This window comes from Aquabacterium sp. (assembly GCF_029946005.1).
Classification (GTDB): domain Bacteria; phylum Pseudomonadota; class Gammaproteobacteria; order Burkholderiales; family Burkholderiaceae_C; genus Aquabacterium.
The window spans coordinates 66,536-86,937 of the sequence record NZ_JAQSDR010000014.1; the positions used below are offsets into that span (position 1 = coordinate 66,536).

General features: G+C 63.6%; 16 protein-coding genes. 6 read left to right on the forward strand and 10 right to left on the reverse strand.

Features of this window, described 5'->3' with window-relative positions; translation table 11 throughout:
* Positions 1–24: 24 nt before the first annotated feature.
* Positions 25–630: an outer membrane beta-barrel protein gene (locus PSV38_RS10260; RefSeq protein ID WP_300547116.1), complete on the reverse strand. Its 606-nt coding sequence runs from the start codon at positions 628–630 to the stop codon at positions 25–27.
* Between the two features lie 207 nt (positions 631–837).
* On the opposite strand from PSV38_RS10260, the gene PSV38_RS10265 reads away from it, so the two are divergent.
* Both PSV38_RS10265 and PSV38_RS10270 read left to right on the forward strand, forming a co-directional pair.
* Positions 838–1,824, forward strand: coding sequence for a homoserine kinase (locus PSV38_RS10265; protein WP_300547118.1), 987 nt, complete (start codon positions 838–840; stop codon positions 1,822–1,824).
* Positions 1,821–2,636, forward strand: coding sequence for a BPSS1780 family membrane protein (locus tag PSV38_RS10270; RefSeq protein ID WP_300547120.1), 816 nt, complete (start codon positions 1,821–1,823; stop codon positions 2,634–2,636). Before PSV38_RS10265 ends, PSV38_RS10270 begins: the two co-directional genes overlap by 4 nt.
* A 6-nt stretch (positions 2,637–2,642) precedes the next feature.
* On the opposite strand, the gene PSV38_RS10275 is transcribed toward PSV38_RS10270, so the two are convergent.
* Together PSV38_RS10275 and recG are read right to left on the reverse strand one after the other, a co-directional pair.
* On the reverse strand, positions 2,643–3,566 hold the full coding sequence (locus PSV38_RS10275; RefSeq protein ID WP_300547122.1) for a LysR substrate-binding domain-containing protein: 924 nt from the start codon (positions 3,564–3,566) through the stop codon (positions 2,643–2,645).
* Between the two features lie 29 nt (positions 3,567–3,595).
* Positions 3,596–5,698 (reverse strand): ATP-dependent DNA helicase RecG, encoded by a 2,103-nt coding sequence (recG, locus tag PSV38_RS10280; protein ID WP_300547123.1) that lies wholly within the window; start codon positions 5,696–5,698, stop codon positions 3,596–3,598.
* Between the two features lie 160 nt (positions 5,699–5,858).
* On the opposite strand from recG, the gene queA reads away from it, so the two are divergent.
* From queA to tgt, 3 genes are read left to right on the forward strand one after another with little or no spacing between them, the layout of a single operon-like run.
* Positions 5,859–6,902, forward strand: coding sequence for a tRNA preQ1(34) S-adenosylmethionine ribosyltransferase-isomerase QueA (gene queA, locus PSV38_RS10285; protein WP_300547124.1), 1,044 nt, complete (start codon positions 5,859–5,861; stop codon positions 6,900–6,902).
* Positions 6,903–6,937: 35 nt separating this feature from the next.
* Positions 6,938–9,286, forward strand: coding sequence for a hybrid sensor histidine kinase/response regulator (locus PSV38_RS10290; protein WP_300547125.1), 2,349 nt, complete (start codon positions 6,938–6,940; stop codon positions 9,284–9,286).
* Positions 9,287–9,323: 37 nt separating this feature from the next.
* The gene (gene tgt / locus PSV38_RS10295; protein ID WP_300547127.1) at positions 9,324–10,472 is read left to right on the forward strand and encodes a tRNA guanosine(34) transglycosylase Tgt; all 1,149 of its coding nucleotides are present in this window, start codon (positions 9,324–9,326) and stop codon (positions 10,470–10,472) included.
* A 58-nt stretch (positions 10,473–10,530) separates the two neighbouring features.
* Here the strand turns inward: tgt and PSV38_RS10300 are convergent, their stop codons facing one another.
* From PSV38_RS10300 to PSV38_RS10315, 4 genes are read right to left on the reverse strand one after another with little or no spacing between them, the layout of a single operon-like run.
* Positions 10,531–11,568, reverse strand: coding sequence for an endonuclease/exonuclease/phosphatase family protein (locus PSV38_RS10300; RefSeq protein ID WP_300547128.1), 1,038 nt, complete (start codon positions 11,566–11,568; stop codon positions 10,531–10,533).
* A 23-nt stretch (positions 11,569–11,591) separates the two neighbouring features.
* The gene (locus PSV38_RS10305) at positions 11,592–12,272 is read right to left on the reverse strand and encodes a CAAX prenyl protease-related protein (protein ID WP_300547130.1); all 681 of its coding nucleotides are present in this window, start codon (positions 12,270–12,272) and stop codon (positions 11,592–11,594) included.
* A 26-nt stretch (positions 12,273–12,298) separates the two neighbouring features.
* On the reverse strand, positions 12,299–13,651 hold the full coding sequence (locus PSV38_RS10310; RefSeq protein WP_300547132.1) for an MFS transporter: 1,353 nt from the start codon (positions 13,649–13,651) through the stop codon (positions 12,299–12,301).
* Entirely contained in the window at positions 13,648–15,564 is a 1,917-nt protein-coding gene (locus PSV38_RS10315; RefSeq protein WP_300547134.1) for an MFS transporter, read from the reverse strand. Before PSV38_RS10315 ends, PSV38_RS10310 begins: the two co-directional genes overlap by 4 nt.
* Positions 15,565–15,729: 165 nt before the next feature.
* On the opposite strand from PSV38_RS10315, the gene PSV38_RS10320 reads away from it, so the two are divergent.
* Complete coding sequence (locus tag PSV38_RS10320) at positions 15,730–16,962, forward strand: MFS transporter (protein ID WP_300547136.1); 1,233 nt, start codon at positions 15,730–15,732, stop codon at positions 16,960–16,962.
* Positions 16,963–16,986: 24 nt separating this feature from the next.
* Here PSV38_RS10320 and PSV38_RS10325 read toward each other — a convergent pair whose 3' ends face one another.
* From PSV38_RS10325 to sppA, 3 genes are read right to left on the reverse strand one after another with little or no spacing between them, the layout of a single operon-like run.
* Positions 16,987–17,649: a YceH family protein gene (locus tag PSV38_RS10325; protein WP_300547138.1), complete on the reverse strand. Its 663-nt coding sequence runs from the start codon at positions 17,647–17,649 to the stop codon at positions 16,987–16,989.
* Entirely contained in the window at positions 17,649–18,443 is a 795-nt protein-coding gene (locus PSV38_RS10330; protein ID WP_300547140.1) for an alpha/beta fold hydrolase, read from the reverse strand. The genes PSV38_RS10325 and PSV38_RS10330 overlap by 1 nt, the downstream gene beginning before the upstream one ends.
* 17 nt (positions 18,444–18,460) lie before the next feature.
* Positions 18,461–20,320: a signal peptide peptidase SppA gene (gene sppA / locus PSV38_RS10335; RefSeq protein ID WP_300547142.1), complete on the reverse strand. Its 1,860-nt coding sequence runs from the start codon at positions 20,318–20,320 to the stop codon at positions 18,461–18,463.
* Between the last annotated feature and the right edge of the window lie 82 nt (positions 20,321–20,402).

Genomic DNA, 20,402 nt, shown 5'->3' on the forward strand with positions numbered 1-20,402 from the left:
GCCTGCTGGAGAAGGCCTCGTGGTTCAGAACTCGCCTTGGAACCCACCCGACAACATGTGGCGATTGCGGTTGTTTCCACCACTGATCTGGATGAAGTCATAGCCCATCACCATGCGCAGGTGGCGATTGAAGGGGAAGGACAGGCCCATCCCGAAGTACGGCGAGGTCGTGTAGTCAATCTCGTGGCTGGCCACGCCCAGGTCGTTGGTGATGTCCGCCCTGTTCTGAACACGCGCGACCCCGGCGCGAATGTGGCTGGCGGCGAACTCGAACATTTCGATGTTCCAGTTCATCCCCAGAGACACGGCCTTGGCGCTGACGGCGCGACTGGACTTATCGGTCAAGTTGGGACCGGTATCGGTCTTGCCAAAATAAAAGTAATTGATCTCGGCGGCCACATTGGGCGTGACATTCCAGCCACCGAACAACTTGGCACCCGCACCCACGCGATCGCAACCGGAGAAGCCGTCGCAGCTTTGCGCACTCGGTGACAAGCCGACCGTTGCGCCAATGTATGCACTGAAAGGAGCAGCATGAGCCACGGAACCCGCCAGCACGCTTGAAACAACGGCCGCAGCCAGGGACAGTCGCTTGAACGACAATGAATTGCACAGTGCTGGGGTACGCATGATGATCAACCGGCTCCTCTTGGGGAAATTAGCGAGCCCCGCCAAGCTTTGGGGGGTCTGATTTCAGAACTGTGAGCAGTCTGCCACAGCGACTCCTACAATCACACGTTCCGCGCGCCCCGAACGTTGAGGGTTTTCTCCTACGTCCGAGGGCTTTCCCCGAGCGGTTGCTTCGCAACCTGCCGCCTTTGCTGTCCGACCTGTCTCATGGCCGTTTTCACTGAAGTGTCCCCGACTGAAGCCTCCGGCCTGATCTCAGACTTGGGACTGGGTAGCTTGCAATCGCTGCAAGGTGCCACCTCGGGCATCGAGAACACCAATTACTTCGTCGGCACCGACCGGGGCGACTATGTGCTCACCTTGTTCGAACGGCTCCGCTTCGCACAACTGCCCTTCTACCTGGAGCTGATGCGCCACCTGGCCGAGCGCGGCATCCCCGTCCCTGCCCCGCAAGCTGACGCCAAGGGCGTGATCCTGCACACGCTCAAAGGCAAGCCCGCCGCCGTGGTCACACGCCTGAAAGGCCGCAATCAACTGTCGCCCCAAGCGGCCGATTGCGCGCAAGTGGGTGCCATGCTGGCCCGCATGCACCTGGCCGGTCTGGATTACCCGCCACACCAGCCCAATCTGCGTGGGTTGAACTGGTGGAGCGAGACGATCCCCGTGGTCGTGCCATTCCTGGCAAACGCTCAGCGCGAATTGATCGAATCTGAGCTGGCCTACCAGCAAGCACTGGCCACTTCACAGGCCTACCAAGGTTTGCCCCAAGGCGCCATCCACGCGGATCTGTTCCGCGACAACGTGATGTTCGATGGCCCCAAGCTGTCCGGCTTCTTCGACTTTTATTTCGCTGGCTGTGACACCTTCGGCTTCGACATCGCGGTGTGCCTGAACGACTGGTGCATCGACCTGGCCACCGGCCAACTCGACCCGACCCGGGCGCAGGCCTTCGTGGCCGCCTACGATGAACAACGCCGACTCAGCGACGACGAACTTGCTCTGCTGCCAGCCTTGCTGCGGGCGGCGGCCCTGCGATTCTGGACCTCCCGCCTGTGGGATTTCCACCTGCCCCGAGATGCCGCCATGCTCCAAGCGCACGACCCCACCCACTTTGAGCGGGTGCTGACCCAGCGTCGGCAATCTCCCTGGCAATACCAGCGCCCCTCATCACTGACAGGAACCCCCGCCGCATGAAGCTGCGCATCATGCCTGCCCGCATGGGCCTGACTTGGATGGGCCACGGCCTGCGCGCCTGCGTGCGCCAACCACTGGGCTTCGTGGGCTTGTGGGGCCTGATCGTGGGCGCGGCCGTCATCACCTGCGAAATCCTGGCTCAGATCGGACTGCCGGCCATCGGCCCCTTGCTGATCGTGTCCTTGATGCCCATGGTGTGGATGGGCTTCATGCTGGCCAGCCGACGGGTGCTGACCGAACAACGCGTCACGCCCACCGTGTTCCTGGAACCGTGGCGCGGACAGCCAGCGGAGCTGAAATGGATGTGGGCCAAACTGGGCGGCGCTTACTTGCTGGCCACCCTGCTGGTGATGGTGCTGGCCGATGCCTTCGGGCCTGGCTCGGACACCCTGGCCCAGGCCATGAAAACCGCCAAGGAAACCTCCGACCTCATCAGCAATCCCGACGTGCAGTCGGCGATGCTGTGGCAGTTCGCGCTCACCATCCCCGTGTCGCTGATCTTCTGGCACACACCTGCCCTGACCTATTGGGCCAAGCTGTCTTTGGGCAAGGCCTTGTTTTTCAGCGCCATCGCGTCCTGGCGCAACCTGGGCGCCTTCCTGGTATTTGGACTGGGATGGCTGGGCCTGGGCGTGGCCTTGGTCCTGGTCAACGGTGTATTGGCCGCCACACTGAACCAACCCATGCTGATCAACGTGCTGCTCACCATGGGCGCCATGTGGATGGCCTCGGCCTTCTACGCTTCGCTGTACTTCTCGGTGGTCGATTGCTTCGAACCCGATGAGGCGTTTGGCTCGCTCCCGACGGTCTGAGCAGCTTCAGCCCGTCAGGCGCACGACACCCTCCAGCGGGCAGGCATACACGGCATTGCGCAAGGCCGCGATGGCCTCGTAGCGGGTGAAGCTGCGCCGCCACACCAGCACCACACGGCGCTTCGGCACCGGCGCATCAAAAGGGATGAAGGCCAGGTGCGGATGCGGCTCGGCGGGGACCGAGAGCCTGGGCACCACGGTCACACCCATGCCGGCCGCCACCATGTGCTTGATCGTTTCAAGGGACGAGCCTTCAAAACTCTTGCGGATGCCTTCGGCGTCGCTGGAAAAGCGCGCGAACTCGGGGCAGACATCGAGCACGTGGTCGCGGAAGCAATGGCCGGTGCCCAGCAAGAGCATGGTCTCGCGCTTGAGCTCTTCGGCGTTGATGTGATCGCGCTGGGCCAAGGCATGGGACTTGGGCACGGCCACCAAAAATGGTTCGTCGTACAGCGGGGCCACGGCCAGGCCAGCATCCGGGAAGGGTTCGGCCAGGATGGCGCAATCGAGTTCGCCAGCGCGCAGCATTTCCAGCAGCTTGACGGTGAAATTCTCTTGCAGCATCAAGGGCATCTGCGGCACGCTGGTGATGATGTTGCGCACCAGGTCGGGCAGCAGGTAGGGCCCGATGGTGTAGATCACGCCGAGCCGCAAGGGGCCGCCCAAGGGGTCTTTGCCGCGCTTGGCAATCTCCTTGATGGACTGGGCTTGCTCCAGAACAGATTGCGCTTGGCGAACGATTTCCTCGCCCAGTGGCGTGACGCTGATTTCAGAACTGCCGCGCTCGAACAGCTTCACGTCCAGCTCGTCTTCCAGCTTCTTGACGGCCACCGACAAGGTCGGCTGCGACACGAAGCAGGCTTCGGCGGCCCGGCCAAAGTGGCGTTCGCGGGCCACGGCAACGATGTAGCGGAGTTCAGTCAAGGTCATGGTGAGAATGATTGTCGGTGATTTGCAGATCAGGCCTTGAGGTATTCGGCTCTGTAACCCAGCCAGCGCTGCACATGCCTTTGGGCGAGGTGTGGTTGGTCGCGCAGCAAGGCTTGGGCAATTTCGCGCGCTCGCTCGATCAGGGGCTGGTCTTCGCCCAGGTCGGCGAAACGCAGCAGGGCCGCTCCGGACTGGCGTGCACCCATGAACTCGCCGGGCCCGCGGATGTCCAGGTCGCGGCGGGCGATTTCGAAGCCATCGTTGGTATCGACCATGGCCTTCAGACGGGCTTTGCCAGAGTCGGACAGAGGCGATGAGTACAACAGCACGCAGACGCTGGCCACCGCGCCCCGCCCAACCCGGCCGCGCAGTTGGTGCAACTGGCTCAGGCCAAAACGCTCGGCGTGTTCGATGACCATCAGGCTGGCGTTGGGCACGTCCACGCCCACTTCGATCACCGTGGTGGCCACCAGCACCGACAGCTCGCCGCGTGAAAAGCGGGCCATCACCTCGGCTTTCTCGGCCGTGGGCAAACGCCCGTGCAGCAAGCCCACGGCGCGCCCAACCAAGACATCAGACAACTCCTGGTGCGTTTGCGTGACGTTGCTCAGATCGAGCGGCGGGCGGCGATTGCTGTTGCGGCCCGCCGCCTGGTCGGCGGCCTGGTCGGACTCTTCGGTTTCATCGATGAGCGGGCAGACCCAGTAGACCTGGCTGCCCTTGGCCGCCTCGTCGCGGATGCGCTCGATGACCTCGTCGCGGCGTGAATCGGCAAACACCTTGGTGAGGATGGGCGTGCGGCCCGGCGGCAACTCGTCAATGGTGCTGACCTCCAGGTCCGCCAGGTAGGTCATGGCCAAGGTGCGCGGGATGGGCGTGGCGCTCATCATCAGCAGGTGCGGCTCCAGGTCGGCGCCCTTGAGCTTGCCGCGCAATTGCAGGCGCTGCGCCACGCCGAAGCGGTGTTGTTCATCAATCAGGGCCAAGCCCAGCCGCGCGAACTCAACCTGGTCCTGGATGACGGCGTGGGTGCCGACCACCAGTTGCGCTTCGCCCGAGGCCACCATGGCCATCTGCTCGCGCTTGGCCTTGGCTTTCAGACTGCCGGTGAGCCAGGCCACCTTGATGCCCAGGGGCTCCAGCCAGCCCACCAGCTTGCGAAAGTGCTGCTCGGCCAGGATTTCCGTCGGGGCCATCAGGGCGCATTGCCAACCGGCGTCCATGGCCACGGCGGCGGCCAGTGCGGCCACCACGGTCTTGCCGGAGCCCACATCACCTTGCAGCAAGCGGTGCATGGGCTGTGGGCGCGCCAGATCCTGAGCGATCTCATCGCAGACCCGGCGCTGGGCTGGCGTCAGCTGAAAAGGCAACACCTTCAGCAAGCGCTCATGCAGTCCACCCGCTTGCGAGGGCAGCGCGGGGGCCTGGAGGTGGGCGCGCTCCTGCCTGGCCTGCAATTGCGACAGTTGCTGGGCCAGCAGCTCCTCGTACTTCAGCCGCATCCAGGCGGGATGGCTGTGGTCTTCCAAGGTGGCCAGCGGCACCTCGGGGCTGGGGTGGTGCAGAAAGTTCAAGGCCTCGCGAAGGCTGGGCCAGGCGGCGGGCACGACGCCCGAAGGCAGGATCTCGTCCAGGTGCGCACGCACCAGGCCGGAGGCCACGGCTTTGCGCAGGTAGGTCTGTGGCAGGCCGGCGCTGGTGGGGTAGACGGGCGTGAGTGCTTCGGCCAGTGGCGTGTCAGAGGTCACCACCTTGACCGCGGGGTGCATCATCTCCCGCCCGAAGAAGCCATGACGCACCTCGCCACGCACCCGCAAGCGCACGCCGGGTGCCCAGGCTTTTTGCTGGGTGGCGTAAAAGTTCAAGAAACGCAGTTGAACCTCACCACTGCCATCGTCCAGCTTGACCAGCAATTGCCGGCGCGAACGCATCTCGATGCGGTTGTCCCGCACCACGCCTTCGACCTGCACCGTGTCGCCATCGCGGGCATCGCGCAGCAGGGTCAGGCGGGTTTCGTCTTCATACCGCAAAGGCAGGTGCAGAGCCAGGTCGATGTCGCGCACCAGGCCCAGTTTGTCCATGGCCTTGGCGGGTGCCGACTGCGAACGACTGGGGGTGGGATTGGCCGGCACGGGAGCTAAATCTCACGAGGTGAAGGGATTCTGGATTGTGCAATGCCACAGGCACACCCCCCGCATCAGGTGGTGATTAACGCCCATTGACATGTCCGAACTCGCCGACAATCATGCCTTCCTTGGCACGGGGCTCGTCAGCCCCTCAATGGCAGCAGTCATGACCCGCAGTTTTTCCCTTGGCGATTTCGATTTTGAGCTTCCGCCCGAGCTGATCGCCCAGCATCCCGCCGCCGAGCGCAGTGCCTCGCGCCTGCTGGATGGCCGCAACCCCACCCCCATCGACCGCATTTTTCGCGATCTGCCATCGCAACTGAACCCGGGCGACTTGCTGGTGTTCAACAACACCCGCGTGATCAAAGCCCGCCTGCATGGCCTGAAAAGCAGCGGTGGCACGGTCGAAGCCTTGGTTGAACGCGTGTTGCCCGGCCAGGAAGTACTGGCCCACATGCGCGCGAGTAAATCGCCCAAGCCTGGCAGCGTGGTTCGTTTTGCAGACGCCTTTGACGCCACCGTGCTGGGCCGGGGCGGCCCCGATGACGGTTTGTTCCACCTTCGCTTTGACGGTGACCCTTTGACCCTGCTGGAGCAGCACGGGCACGTGCCCTTGCCGCCCTACATCACCCACGCCGACTCCAACGACGACGTCAATCGTTACCAAACCGTGTTCGCCGCGCGACCCGGTGCCGTGGCCGCCCCCACCGCCGCCCTGCATTTCGACGAGGCCCTGCTGGCCGCATTGGCACGGCGCGGCGTGCAAACTGCCGAGGTCACCTTGCACGTCGGTGCAGGCACCTTCCAGCCAGTGCGCACCGAGAACCTGGCCGAGCACAAGATGCACAGCGAGTGGTTCGAGGTGAGCCAATCCACCGTGGACGCCATTGCCCGCACCAAGGCTCAGGGGGGCCGCGTGGTGGCCGTCGGCACCACCACCTTGCGCGCGCTCGAATCCGCCGCGCTGTTCTGCCCGCCCAGCCAGATCCTGAAAGCGGGCAGCCGCGACACCGCCATCTTCATCACGCCCGGGTTCGAGTTCAAGGTGGTGGACGTGCTGGTCACCAACTTCCACCTGCCCAAAAGCACTTTGATGATGCTGGTCAGCGCCTTCGCGGGGTACGAGCACATTCGCGCACTGTACCGGCATGCCATCGAACACCAATATCGATTTTTCAGCTACGGGGATGCGATGCTGATTCAACGATAGAGTGCGCGTCAAACAAGTAATTCAATATAAAAATCATGGGATTGAACTGGCTCAAATACACACGGCACTTGGGGGTGCTGCTGGTCCTGTGGACCTGGGGCGGAGCCTGGGCGGCGCCCAGCATCGTGGTGACCCATGCCACCCTGGCCAAGGGCCTGTGCTCCGAGCACCAGCAGGAGATCGCGGTCAAACTGCCGGATGACTGGAAGGCCCACAACCTCAAGCCTCCAGCCGTGGCCTGCTACCGCGCCAAGATCTTCATGGCGCATTCGCCCACCATCGCGTGGGCCTTGCGCATCGACCGGCTGCCGGGCAACCACCGCATCACCGTCAATGGCATCCAGCTGACCACCCGCCACATGGAGGGCGCAGACGTCACCAGCATGGCCACCCTGCCCTACCTGATCGAATTGCCAGTGAACGTGCTGCTGGCGGGTGAGAACGACATCGAGATCGATGTGCGCATGGGGCCCTTCCGCAAGCCGGGCATCTCGCCCATGACGGCCGGGCCCATCGCCCACATGCGCGCCGACTTCGACGCCTGGACCTCGCTGACCGTCGACCTGCCCAAGACGCTCAACTGGACGGTGGCCGGCATGGCCCTGTTCCTGCTGCTGGCCTGGCGCGCGCGCCCGTCGGACAAGGTCTTCGCCTACTTCGGTGGGCTCATGGTCATCATGTCCTCGCGCAATGCGTTCTACTTTCTGGAGACCATTGGCTGGCCGATCCCGATCGTGGACTGGCTGTTCTTCTCCTCGCACGCGGTGACCAGCTTCTACCTGGTCGCCTTCGGGATGAGCTACGCGAGCATCGACCTCAGCCGCATCATCAACCCCTTGCGGGTGTTGATGGTCACCTTCATCCTGGGCTCCTTCGCCGCACTGGACACGCCCCACCTGGACACCCTGCGCCTGATCGCCTACCCGATCATGATGATCGGCGGCATCGTGGTCGTCATCAAGGTGGTGCAGACCGCCTGGAAGCGCGATTGGATAGAAGCCGTTTTCATGACGGCCGGCCCGGTGGGCACCTACATCAGCGTGGCCCACGACTACCTGTTCCTGACGCCCTACCTGGACGTCACCGACCTGTACTGGACACCCTACTGCACGCCCATCATCTTCCTGGGCTATGCCCTGACGCTGATGCGCAAGTTCGTGGACACCATGAACCTGTCCGAGCGCATGAACATCACGCTGGAAGAACGTGTTGCCGAACGCACCCGCGCGCTCGAAGTGGCCAACCAGTCCAAGACCCGCTTCCTGGCCTCGGCCAGCCACGACCTGCGCCAACCCACCGCCGCGATTGGCCTGCTGGTGAGCCTGCTGCGCCAACAAAAAGTGGCGCCAGAGGTGAAAGAGCTGACCGACATGCTGGACGAGGCCGTGGCCTCCATGGAGTCCCTGCTGGTGGGCTTGCTGGACATTTCACGCCTGGACGCTGGCGCGGTGCAAGTGCAGTTCCAGCCCGTGTGCCTGAATGACGTTTTCCAGGCCGTGCGCGTGCATGAGAAAAGCGCGGCCGACGCCAAAGGCCTGCAACTGCGCTTTCGCTTTCCCGCCAACGCTGGCCCGCACCTCACCGTGCTGACCGACCCGGTGCTGATCCACGGCGTACTGCGCAACCTGGTGGCCAATGCCATCCGCTACACCAAACAAGGTGGCGTATTGGTGGCCGTGCGTCGGCATGGCAAGCGGCGCCTGCGCATCGAGATCTGGGACACGGGGATCGGCATCGCGCCCGACCAGCAGGAACGGATCTTCGACGAGTTCTACCAGGTGGGCAATTCCGCGCGCGACCGCAGCCGGGGCATTGGCCTGGGCCTGGCCATCGTGCGCCGCACAGCCTCCTTGCTGGGCGAGCAGGTCACCGTCAAATCGCGCGTGGGCCGGGGTTCGTGCTTCGCCATCGAGCTGCCGCTCAACCACGTCAATACCAGCAAGCCGGTGGCGCCCACCTCACCCCAACAGCCCATGGCCGGCCGCAACGCGTGGATTGTGGAGGACGACCCCATCCTGCGCCGGGCCCTGGGCGAGATGGTGCAAAGCTGGGGCGCCCAGGTGCGCACCTGGCCCGACGGCGAGGCCCTGCTCGACGAACTGCCGCAGCTGCTGGCCACCACGTCCCGCGCGCAACGCCCCGACATCCTCATCACCGACTACCGCCTGCCCGGCATCAATGGCCTGCAACTGAGCCAAACGATCCAGGCCTACCTGCGCGAATCGGGTGTGTCGCTGTACACCCTGATCATCTCGGGCGACACCGACCCGGCCGAGATCGCCCGCTTGAGCGCCTCGGGCCAGGTGGTGATGGCCAAACCCTTCCGCAGCGAGCGCCTGCTGGAACAACTCCTCGCCTTGCACCAAGCCAAGAAAGCGGCCTGAGCCTCGCCCCGGGGCTCAGTGCGGCGACAATACCGGCATGCTGAATTTCGACCTGATCAAGACCGAGGGCCATGCCCGCCGTGGCCGCCTCACCCTCAACCACGGCGTGGTCGAGACCCCCATCTTCATGCCCGTGGGCACTTACGGCACCGTCAAAGGCGTCATGCCCCGCTCGCTGGAAGAAATGGGCGCCCAGATCATCCTGGGCAACACCTTCCACCTGTGGATGCGGCCGGGCCTGGACGTGATGAAGCAGTTCGGCGGCCTGCACAAGTTCGAGAGCTGGCAAAAGCCCATCCTGACCGACTCAGGCGGCTTCCAGGTCTGGTCGCTGGGCGAGATGCGCAAGATCAGCGAAGAAGGCGTGCGCTTTGCCTCGCCAGTCAATGGCGACAAGCTCTTCCTCACGCCTGAAGTCAGCATGCAGATCCAGACGGTGCTGAACTCGGACATCGTCATGCAGTTCGACGAATGCACGCCCTACTGGAAAGGCGGCAAGGAAAGCCAGGCCAACGGCCACATCACCACCGAGAAGGAAGCGCGCGTGTCGATGGAACTCAGCCTTCGCTGGGCCAAACGCTGCATCACCGAGTTCACCAATCTGCAAAACCCCAACGCCCTGTTCGGCATCGTGCAAGGCGGCATGTTCGAGAACCTGCGTGAAGAATCGCTGGCCGGCCTGGTCGACATGAACCTGCCTGGGTATGCGGTGGGCGGCGTCAGCGTGGGCGAGCCCAAAGACGAGATGCTGCGCGTGATGAACCACATCGTGCACAAGCTGCCCGAGCACAAACCGCGCTACCTGATGGGTGTGGGCACGCCCGAAGACCTGGTGGCGGGCGTGGCCGCGGGCGTGGACATGTTCGACTGCGTGATGCCCACGCGCAATGCGCGCAACGGCCACCTTTTCACGCGCTTTGGCGACCTGCGCCTGCGCAACGCCCGCTACAAGTCTGACGAGCAGCCGCTGGACTACACCTGCAGCTGCCACACCTGCCAGAACTTCAGCCGCGCCTACCTGCACCACCTGGACCGCTGCAATGAAATGCTCGGCCCCATGCTGACCACCATCCACAACCTGCACTACTACCTGAACCTGATGCGCGAAGTGCGCGAAGCCCTGGACGCTGGCACGTTCGCCGAGTTCCAGAAGCAGTTCGCAAGCGACCGCGCCCGAGGGGTTTAGGGTTCATGCCCCGCGCTGCCCATACCAGACGCCCAACCACCGCCATCCATCCCAAACGTCACTGATTCCGCACCAGCAACAGATCGGCAATGACTGGTCGGTGCTGGGACGCGACCTTGCCGCCCACGAACGCATCGCTCACACCGATCTCCTCACTGACCAGGATGTGGTCAATGCGCAGGAACGAAATCCCGGGCCACAGGGAGTGCCCATGGGTGTAGCCATAACCCAGACCCGCGGACGCAAACGCATCGCGCATGCCCGTGTCCAACAGATCTTGCACCACGCTTGAATTTTCGGGCGCGTTCAGGTCACCAGCCACGATGCGAGGCCGCTTCATCAAACGCAGGTGCTCGGCCAACACGCCTGACTGGGTCAGGCGTTTGTTCATGTTGTCGCGCCAGGCACCCAAGCCCTGCATGCCGCCATTGCGCGCCGCATTCAAGCCATCGCGTGGCGTCACGAAATGCACCGTGACCAGGTCAAAATCGGTGCCATTGACCGAGATCACGCAGTGCACATAGCTGTGGTTCTGACCGTTGTAGGGGATCCAGCCCGGCAAGCAGCCTTTCATGGGAAACCGGCTGGCCACGATGTACTGACCAAAGGCATAGACCTCTCTCTGGCCAAAAATGGTTTTGATCGCAGTCGGAGGGGTGTAGCGTTCATCCAAAAATTGCCCAGCATCCTGCATCACCACCACATCGGGATCGTGCTGCAAAACCTCCATGGCCACATCGGCCACACCAGTGGGCCGGTGCACGGCCAGATAAGCCTTGACGTTGTAGGTCATCAGGCGCACACGCCGGTAGCCGTCATCGGAGCTGCCCAGGGCTGGGCGCATCAACACGGCCAGCACGAATACCACGCTGCCCATGGCCAGAACGCGCCAGCGCCATCCCAAACTGAACGACCAGATCAATGCCACCACCGCTGGCACCAGGTAGACCGGGTAAGGCACATACAACAGCAAGGCCAGGGCAGCATGGCTTTCCGGGTCATTGGACAAGCCCAACCAGACCAGTAAAAGCCCCACGGCCACCGCCGCGACCAACAACCGGCCGAGCGATGGCCACCACTTGCGCGTGCGCTCCATGGCAGGTTTCCTTGCTGGCCTGATTACCAAAACTGCCAGTTGCCGTAGAGCACCACCCACACCCCCAGAACGCCGTTGGTGACGGCATGGGCCACGATGGGCGCCCACAAGGAGCCCGTCCGCTTGTACAGCCAGGCATAGGCCAAACCGGCCAGGATGGCCGCCAACCACTGCGTGTGCGCCAGCATGAACACCACGGTGGACAGGGCCACCGCCTTCAGCGTGACCGTGCGCGGGTCCACCTTCTCGAAATCAGGGTTGTCAACCCAGCGCATCAGGTAGGAGCGCCAGAACAACTCCTCCATGACCGGGACCATCAGGGCTGCACCGATCCAGCGCACCGCCACCAGGCCCCATTCAATCCGCCCCTCACTGTCAACGGGACGGAAACTGGCGGTGGCCTCGCCCAACATCATCCAGGGCTGGGCCAGGTTGATCCACAGCAAGAACACCACCACGCCAACGATCACCGCCAGCACCAACTCTTTGGCCCTCGGCAAAGTGCCACGCGCCAGTTCTTGGTAATCACGCCAGAAAAACAGCAAGCTGCCACTGACCACCAGCACACACAAGCCATAGACCCAGCGTGGATCGATGCCCCAACTGCCGTCGGCGGGCACTTGGCCGCGCAAGGCCAGCATCACCATGAACAACACAAACGGCACCACACGGGCCAAGACCGAGCGCGACAGGAAGCTTCCCATGATTTTTGAAGAGTTGATGCGAATGGCTACGATTGTGACCCAAGCCATTGCCTGATCAGGCTCACCGAGCGTTTGAGGAAAATCGGCTGCCAGGCAAACGCCAAGCCACATACCACGATGTGGACCACGGCCTGGACCGCGAACAACTGCCCCATGCTCAGACCCGCCGCGCTCAAACCACCGACCAGCACAGCGCTCAAGAGGATGAACAGCGCATTCAGGATGTTGTTGGCGGCAATGATGCGAGCCCGGTGACTGGGCTCGGCACGAGCCTGAATCTGCGCGTACAAGGACACGCTGAACAGGCCCACCGACAGCGCCATCAGCAGCAGGTCCACCAGAAAACGCCAATGCGCGGGATGGGTCACGAACTGCACCGCGGTCCAGGCGGGGCGAACACTCAAGGACCTGGCCTGCTCCAGCGCATGAACAGCCATCGACATTTCGATGGCAAACACGGCCATGCCCAAGGCCCCCAACGGAACCAAGCCCAACTCGACCCGCCCCCGGGACAAGCGCTCGCACATCAAGGCGCCAAGGCCAATGCCCAGCGAGGTCAACACCAATAGAAACGACGCCACGCCTTCCTGACCATTGAGCACGTCCTTGCTCAAGATGGGGAACAACGCCAAGAACCCAGCCCCAAAGAACCACATCCAGGAGATGCCCAGCATGGAGGCGAACACCAGCGGGTCTTCATGGCAACGCTTCAGGTTGCGCCAGGTCTCGGCCACCGGGTTCCAGTGGATTTTCAAGCCCGGATCAACGGCGGGCGTGCTGGGGATCCAGTGCGAGGCGATGCGGCCCAGCACACTCATCAGCACCACCGCCAGGCCCAAGATCCAGGTGCCGCCCAGCTCGGGCGCCACCAACAAGCCGCCTACCAGGGTGCCCATGAGGATGGCCAGGAAGATGCCCATCTCCAGCAAGCCATTGCCACCCGTCAACTCATGCAGGCGCAAATGCTGAGGGATGTAGGCATAGCGCACGGTGGAGAACAAGGCCACGTGAACACCGCTGATCAAGACGCAAGCCACCATCAAGGGCGCATCGCGCCGCCACAAGGCCCAGGCAGCCAGGACCATCATGATCACCTCCAGGCTTTTGCCCAGGCGGATCAACCAGCCCAGGTCGCACCGGTCGGCCCACTGGCCCAGCGTGGCCGACAAGAGCAAGGACGGTGCGATGAAAATGGCCCCCATGAACGGGCCGACCAGGTTCGGCGGCAACCACGGCACGGTGACCTGGTAAGTCAACAGCAAGGTGACGGCGAACTTGAGGACGTTGTCATTCATCGACCCCAAAAACACCGTGAAGAAGAACGGTGAAAAGCGGCGCTGCCCCAGCAGGCGAAACTGATGCGGCTGTTCGGGCTTCAAGGGGCCGGCTCGTTCAACAAAGCCTGCACACGCGCCTGCAAGCCTTCAGGGGTGACCTCATCAGGGGCGATCGCTTCGCCCACCACCAGGCCGACATGGTTGAACAGGCCACGGCGCAGGGGCTTGGCCATGGCCACCCCATCGATGCGCGAAAAGGTGGAGCCCCACAGATTGTGCAAAGCCGCGGGAACCACCGGCACCGGGTTCGTTTCCAGGATCTTCATGATGCCGGCTTTGAAAGGCTGCAAGGTGCCGTCGCGGGTGATGGCGCCCTCGGGGAAAAGGCACAGCAACTCGCCCTCCCTCAAAGCCTGGCGGGCGCGCTCAAAGGCTCGCTCGTAAGCCACCGGGTCTTCTTTCTGGGGCGCGATGGGGATGGCCTTGACGGCGCGGAAGAACCAGCCCACACCGGGGGTCTTGAAAATGCGGTGGTCCATCAGGAAGATCATGGGGCGTGGGCTGATCACACCCAGGATCACCGCATCGACAAAGCTCACGTGGTTGCACACCAGGATGGCTGCGCCGTCGGTGGGCAAGTGATCCTCTCCACGCACCTTCAGGCGGTAGACGATGCGGGTCGCAAGCAGCATCACCAGGCGCACGATGTACTCGGGCATCAGCCAGAACACATAGCCGACCACGATGATATTGAGCACGGCCGTGGCCCCGAACACTTCAGGGATCGACAGACCCGCGCCCAACAAGGCGCCCGCCAGCAGACTGCTCACGATCATGAACAGCGCATTGAGGATGTTGTTGGCCGCGATGATGCGGGCCCGGTGGCTGGGCTGGGCCCGCAACTGGATCAGGGCGTACATGGGCACGCTGTAAAGGCCCGCGCTGAAAGCCAGCATGGCCAGGTCGATCATCACGCGCCAATGGTCATGCTGCGCCACGAACTGGCCCACGGTCATCAGGTTGCCCAAGGGGTGGGTCAGGCCACGGCTGGCCAAGTACAGGTCGAAGGCGAACACCGTCATGCCGACGGCCCCGATGGGCACCAGGCCGATTTCAACGCTGCGGTGCGAGAAGGTCTCACACAGGAGCGAGCCGATCGCAATGCCCACGGAGAACACCACGAGCAGCAAGGACGCCACTTGCTCGTCTCCACCCAGCACATCGCGCGCAAACGAAGGGAACTGCGCCAGGAAAACGGCGCCAAAGAACCACATCCACGAGATGCCCAACAGCGAACGGAACACGCTGGGGTACTCGGCGGCCAGCTTGAGGTTGTGCCAGGTCTCGGTGGCCGGGTTCCAGTTCAGTGTCAAGCCCGGGTCGGACGAGGGCGAGGCCGGGATCTGCAAAGCCATCAGCCAGCCGATCACCGCCACGCTTAAGCAAGCGCCCGCCACCCAATGCACGCCGACCTCGGGGATGCTCATCAACAGGCCGCCGCCCACATTGCCCAACAAAATGGCCACGAAGGTGCCCATCTCGACCATGCCGTTGCCGCCGGTTAGCTCACGCGGGCTCAGGTGCTGCGGCAAGTAGGCGTATTTGACCGGGCCAAAGAAGGTGGAGTGCAAACCCATCAGGAACACGCAGCCCAGCAGCAGCGGCACATTCTGGCCAAAGAAGCCAAACGCCACCAGGACCATGATGACCACCTCCAGCAGCTTGATGGCCCGCATGATGCGGCCCTTGTCGTACTTGTCGGCCCACTGCCCCGCCGTGGCCGACAGCAGCACGAAAGGCAGGATGAACAAGGCGCCGATCACCAGGCCGGCCATCTTGGCGTCCAGCCAGGACACGCGCAGCTGGTATGTCACCAGCACCGTGAAGGCAAACTTGAAGAGGTTGTCGTTGGCCGCACCCAGGAACTGCGTCCAGAAAAAAGGCGCGAAACGGCGCTGGCCCAAGAGGGCGAACTGTCCGCTCGGGGGCGTGGCTTGACCAGGTGGGTTGCTCAAGATCGTGTTCCTCTCACTGATGCTGGATGCGGCGCTTGTATCGTCAGCCGAAAATGTATAGGCAAATCCGACAAGGCCAATCCATGGATAAGCAGGGCTGAGTCTTCGTTACCATGCCCTTCATGAGCGCGACCCATGCCAAGTGACGCGTCGAACGGTACAAGCATGCAAGACACACCTCTGAACACCCGCACTCGGCAACTCACCTTGCTCACCGGCCTGTACGCCGCCCAAGGCCTGCCCTTCGGCTTTTTCACCCTGGCCTTGCCTGTGCTGTTGCGCGAAGCCGGCTGGTCACTGACCGCGATCAGCTTCCTGCAGTTCCTGGCCTTGCCGTGGGCCATCAAGTTCATGTGGGCCCCCGTGCTGGACCGCCATGGCAGCCGCCGTGGCTGGCTGTTGGGGCTGCAAGGCGCGGCCTGCGCCACCGCGCTGCTGCTGTCGCAGCTTGACCTGCAATTGGGCAGCGTCGCTTTGTTCACTGCCGTGTTCGCCTTCAACCTCATCGCAGCCACGCAGGATGTGGTGACCGACGGCCTGGCGGTGCGGCTGTTGAACGCCAAGGAACGCGGGCTGGCCAATGCCATCCAGGTGGGTGCTTACCGACTGGGCATGATCCTGGGGGGCGGCTTGCTGCTGTGGATCTTTGCCCGCAGCAACTGGAGCGTGATGTTCCTGTGCATGGCCGCCATGCTGGCCATCACGATCGTGCCGGTGCTCACCATGCGCGAGCCACCCCCGCACGCCGACCGCATTGATCGGCCGGGTGGCTGGCGATTGGCCATCGCCTGGGTCCACCGGGCGCTCAGGCCCGGCATGCCCGCCATCGCGGGCCTGATCTTTTGCTACCGCTTTGGGGACCAGATGGTCAGCTCGCTGATCGTGCCTTTCCTCAGTGACCAGGGACTGAGCAAGGAAACCATCGCCGGCATGAAAGGGGCGGTGGGCTCAGCCACCAGCTTGATGGGCGCGGTGATCGGGGGCTGGTTGACCTTTCGGGTCGGGCGTCGCCAGGCCTTGCTTTTCAGCGGTCTGGCCCAGGCCTTCGGGTTCGGCCTGTACATCGCGGCGGCGCTCGGCCTGGGCGGCGTCGAGTTGCTGTGGACGGCCACGATCGTGGAAGGCCTGGTCGGCACCATGGCTTCGGTGGCCCTGTTCGCCTTGATGATGGACGCCTCCGACCCTTTGCACGCCGGCACCGACTACACCTTGCTGGCCAGCGTGGTGGTGCTGGTGGGCAGCCTGGGCGGCATCGCGGGTGGCCTGGCAGGCGATCTGCTGGGCTATGCCCCCACCTTCACCATCGGCACCGTGCTGGCCGCATTGGGTTGCGTGTTCGTGGTGTACTGGCTGGACCGCCATCCCACCCATGAAAGGGTGGCCCAGGCCTGGCGGTGAAACCTGAGCGGGAAGGCCTGAGGCTCAGACGTCCAGGCCTGGCTTCATGCCCAACTCGTCGGCCATGCGCAGTACCAGCGTGCGCAGGGCGGCCAACTCCAGCGCCATGTCGGACTGGCGGGCTTTCAAGGCCACCAGCTCTTCCGCCAACACTGACTCTTCACCCTGCCCTGTGGCCATGGTGGCCACTGGCATCGTCACCTCGCCACACAGCAGGTGCGCCCAACGCGACTCGCGGGCGCCCGGCGCACGCGCCAGCTTCACGACCATGGGCTGTTCGCGCTCGGCCAACTCGTCCAGGAAGCCTTCCACCGACGAGACATCGGCAAAGCGGTGCAAGCGCTCGGTGTGCAAGCGCAACTCGGCCGAGGTTTGGGGCCCGCGCAAGGCCAGCAAGGTGAGCAAGGCCACTGCCTGGCTGGGGACACCCAGGCCACGCGCCGCGTTGTGCTCAAAGCGAACCACGCGGTTGCCACTCACCTCATTGACCAGGCTGAGCTCGCGCAGGCCTTCAATGGCCTGCAGCACCTGGGCCTCGGTGGCCTGCATGACCGGGTCGCGCGCCGTTTTCTGATTGCAGCCCAAGGTCAAGGCGTTGAGCGACAAGGGGTAGCTGTCGGGCACGGTGTGGTGTTTTTCAACCAGCACGCCCAGCACGCGGACTTCAAGGGGGGTGAGTGTTCTCATCACAAGGATCCTAATTGATGGGCCAGCGCTTCGGTGTAGTTCCGAGACTGCTGCACATCGCTGTGACCAACGCCTGGCAAACGCAGCATCTGCACACGCGGGTTCAACGCCATCAGGCGTTCAGCATGGGCGATGGGGATGAGGGTGTCCTGCTCGCCATGCACGATGAACACCTTGCTGCGGACCTTGGGCAGCCATTGGTCCGCGCGCAAGGGATAGCGCAAGGCCAGGCTGGGCACCCAAGGATAAGCATCACCCGACAACCGCTCGATGCTTTCGTACGGCGACACCAACACCAACAAATCTGCGGGCACCTGCGCGGCCAGTTGCGTGGCCAGGCCCGTGCCCAAGGAGCGCCCATAGATCACCAATTTTTGCTTTGCATACGCTGGCACCACCTGGGCCCAGGCACGGCGCACATCGTCGTGAAGCTGATCCTCGCTCTCAATGTGGCCGGTGCTTTTGCCAAAACCCCGGTAATCCATCATGAACACGTCGTAGCCCGTGCTCAGCCAGAAGTCGGGGTTGGTGAACCATTTCGCGAGGTTGTCCGCGTTGCCATGCAGGAAAAACACCAGGCCGCGCGTGGGCGTGCCGGCAGGCTGGCGCAAATGCAGGGCGTGCAAAGTGGCGCCGGGCACCTGCACCGTTTCTTCGACCGTGTGGGCCAGGCCAAACTGGTAGTCCGGTGCCAAAGGCACGGGCTTGAACAGCAGGGACTCCTGACGCGACCACAGGCTGCCCACCGCGCCCGCCCACAACACCGCAGGCACCGCGATCAGGGCGATCAGCAACCATCGCCCAACAGGATTCAGAACGCCTCGCACAGGCAATGCGCGCTGACGCTGAAAGGCTTGCGGCCCTTGCCGAGGTCGGTCACCAGGCCGAGGTCGCGGCGCAGGTCATCCGCGATCTCGGGCGGCGCCCCCAAGGGCAGCAAGTTCAAGTCCACTTGATGCGCCCACGCCAGCGCGGCATCACCGCCCAGCGCGCGCAGCAAGCCAGCCAGCTTGCCCGGCTCGCGCTCAAGGTAGGTCACCCGGTACCCTTCCGACAATTTGGCGCGCACGGCGGCTGCCTTCAAGGCATCGCCATACGAGCCCAGCTTGTCCACCAGCCCGCGCTCCTTGGCTTGGGCGCCGGTCCACACCCGGCCTTGCGCCACCTCGTTGATCTTCTCGGGCGTGGTCTGGCGGGCCTGCGCTGCCTTGGCCGTGAAATCGGCGTAGATGTGATCGATGCTGGATTGCACCATGCTGGCAAAGCGCGGGTCCAGGGGACGACGCGGATCACCAGCGCCGCCCAGCCAGGTGGTGGGTGCGCCATCGGTGTGCACGCCCAGTTTGTCCATGGCCTGGTCGGCCGTGGGCAGCAAAGCGAACACGCCGATGGAGCCGGTGATCGTGGCCGCATCGGCAATCACCTGGTCGGCGGCCATGGACATCCAGTAGCCACCCGAGGCCGCCAGATCACCCATCGACACCACCACCGGCTTGCCCGCCTGACGGGTCAGCTCCAGCTCGCGCCGAACCAGCTCCGAGCCAAACGCACTGCCGCCCGGCGAGTTGACCCGCAGCACCAGGGCCTTGATGTTGCTGTCCTCGCGCGCCTTGCGGATCAGGGCAGCGGTGGACCGCCCGCCCACCAGCCCAGCCGGGGCCACGCCATCCACGATTTCACCTTCGGCCACGACCACGCCCACGGCGTCGCCAGTGAACGAGGGCCGCTGGCGGGCCAGGTAGTCCCCGAAGGAAATCTGCCGAAAGCCTGTGGCCTGGTCATCGTCCTTGGCACCGCGCTGGATCAGCAACTCGCGCAATTCGTCGCGGGTCTTGATGCCATCCACCAGTTTGGCTTGCAAGGCCAGCTTGGCCGAGTCGCCCGAGACCGCCGCCAATTGCTCGGGCGCCCCGTTGATGTAGCCCATCAGGGCGCCTGCAGGCAGCTTGCGGGCTTTCTCGACGCCCTCGGTGTAGGTGCTCCACAAGCCCTTGTACAAGAAGGACTCGGCTTCCTTGGCCGCTGGCGACGACGCGTTGGCGATGAAGGGCTCGGCAGCGCTCTTGTAGGTGCCCACGCGGATCAGGTTGACGCTGACGCCCACCTTGTCGAGGGCATCCCGGTAGTAGTTGCGGTAGCGGCCAAAGCCTTCCAGAAAGACCATGCCCATGGGGTGAATGAACACCTCGCTGGCATGCGCGGCCAGGAAGTACTGGCGCTGGTCGTAGCTGCTGCCCCAGGCGATCACCTTCTTGCCGCTGACCTTGAAGCGGTCCAACGCCGTGGCCACTTCCCGCAAGCTGGCCAGGCCTGTGCCCTGGAACTCGTCCAGCACCAGCACCACGTGCGAGATGTTGGCATCCTTGGCGGCCGCGTCCAGCACGGTCAGCAGATCGCGCAACTGGGTTTTTTGCATGTCCTGACCGCGCAGCTGCTGCATGGCCGTGGCCCGCAGATCGTCCGTTTGCTGCTCCACGATGATGCCTTGCAAGTCCAACACGAGCGCGGTCTTGTCAGCCAAGGCTGGTCCCCGGCTCTTGAACAAGGCCACCACGATCATCACGATCAACAACAGGAACACCAGGTTGAGGATCAGCCGACGACCGGCATCCAGCAGTCGCGAGAATTTTCCGAACCATGACCGCCCCGTTGTGGGCTGCGTATTGGACATTGAGGCTCCGTGCGTTTGAAGTGATGGAACGAGCTTAACCCGGTCAAATGCTCAACTTTTCAGTAACGCAAACCATTCTCAT

Coding starts and splice junctions, on each gene's coding strand:
- PSV38_RS10320 (WP_300547136.1), top strand. CDS start 15,730: ATGCAAGACACACCTCTGAACACCCGCACTCGGCAACTCACCTTGCTC.
- PSV38_RS10270 (WP_300547120.1), top strand. CDS start 1,821: ATGAAGCTGCGCATCATGCCTGCCCGCATGGGCCTGACTTGGATGGGC.
- sppA (WP_300547142.1), bottom strand. CDS start 20,320: ATGTCCAATACGCAGCCCACAACGGGGCGGTCATGGTTCGGAAAATTC.
- PSV38_RS10290 (WP_300547125.1), top strand. CDS start 6,938: ATGGGATTGAACTGGCTCAAATACACACGGCACTTGGGGGTGCTGCTG.
- queA (WP_300547124.1), top strand. CDS start 5,859: ATGACCCGCAGTTTTTCCCTTGGCGATTTCGATTTTGAGCTTCCGCCC.
- PSV38_RS10325 (WP_300547138.1), bottom strand. CDS start 17,649: ATGAGAACACTCACCCCCCTTGAAGTCCGCGTGCTGGGCGTGCTGGTT.
- PSV38_RS10300 (WP_300547128.1), bottom strand. CDS start 11,568: ATGGAGCGCACGCGCAAGTGGTGGCCATCGCTCGGCCGGTTGTTGGTC.
- tgt (WP_300547127.1), top strand. CDS start 9,324: ATGCTGAATTTCGACCTGATCAAGACCGAGGGCCATGCCCGCCGTGGC.
- PSV38_RS10275 (WP_300547122.1), bottom strand. CDS start 3,566: ATGACCTTGACTGAACTCCGCTACATCGTTGCCGTGGCCCGCGAACGC.
- PSV38_RS10260 (WP_300547116.1), bottom strand. CDS start 630: ATGCGTACCCCAGCACTGTGCAATTCATTGTCGTTCAAGCGACTGTCC.
- PSV38_RS10305 (WP_300547130.1), bottom strand. CDS start 12,272: ATGGGAAGCTTCCTGTCGCGCTCGGTCTTGGCCCGTGTGGTGCCGTTT.
- PSV38_RS10265 (WP_300547118.1), top strand. CDS start 838: ATGGCCGTTTTCACTGAAGTGTCCCCGACTGAAGCCTCCGGCCTGATC.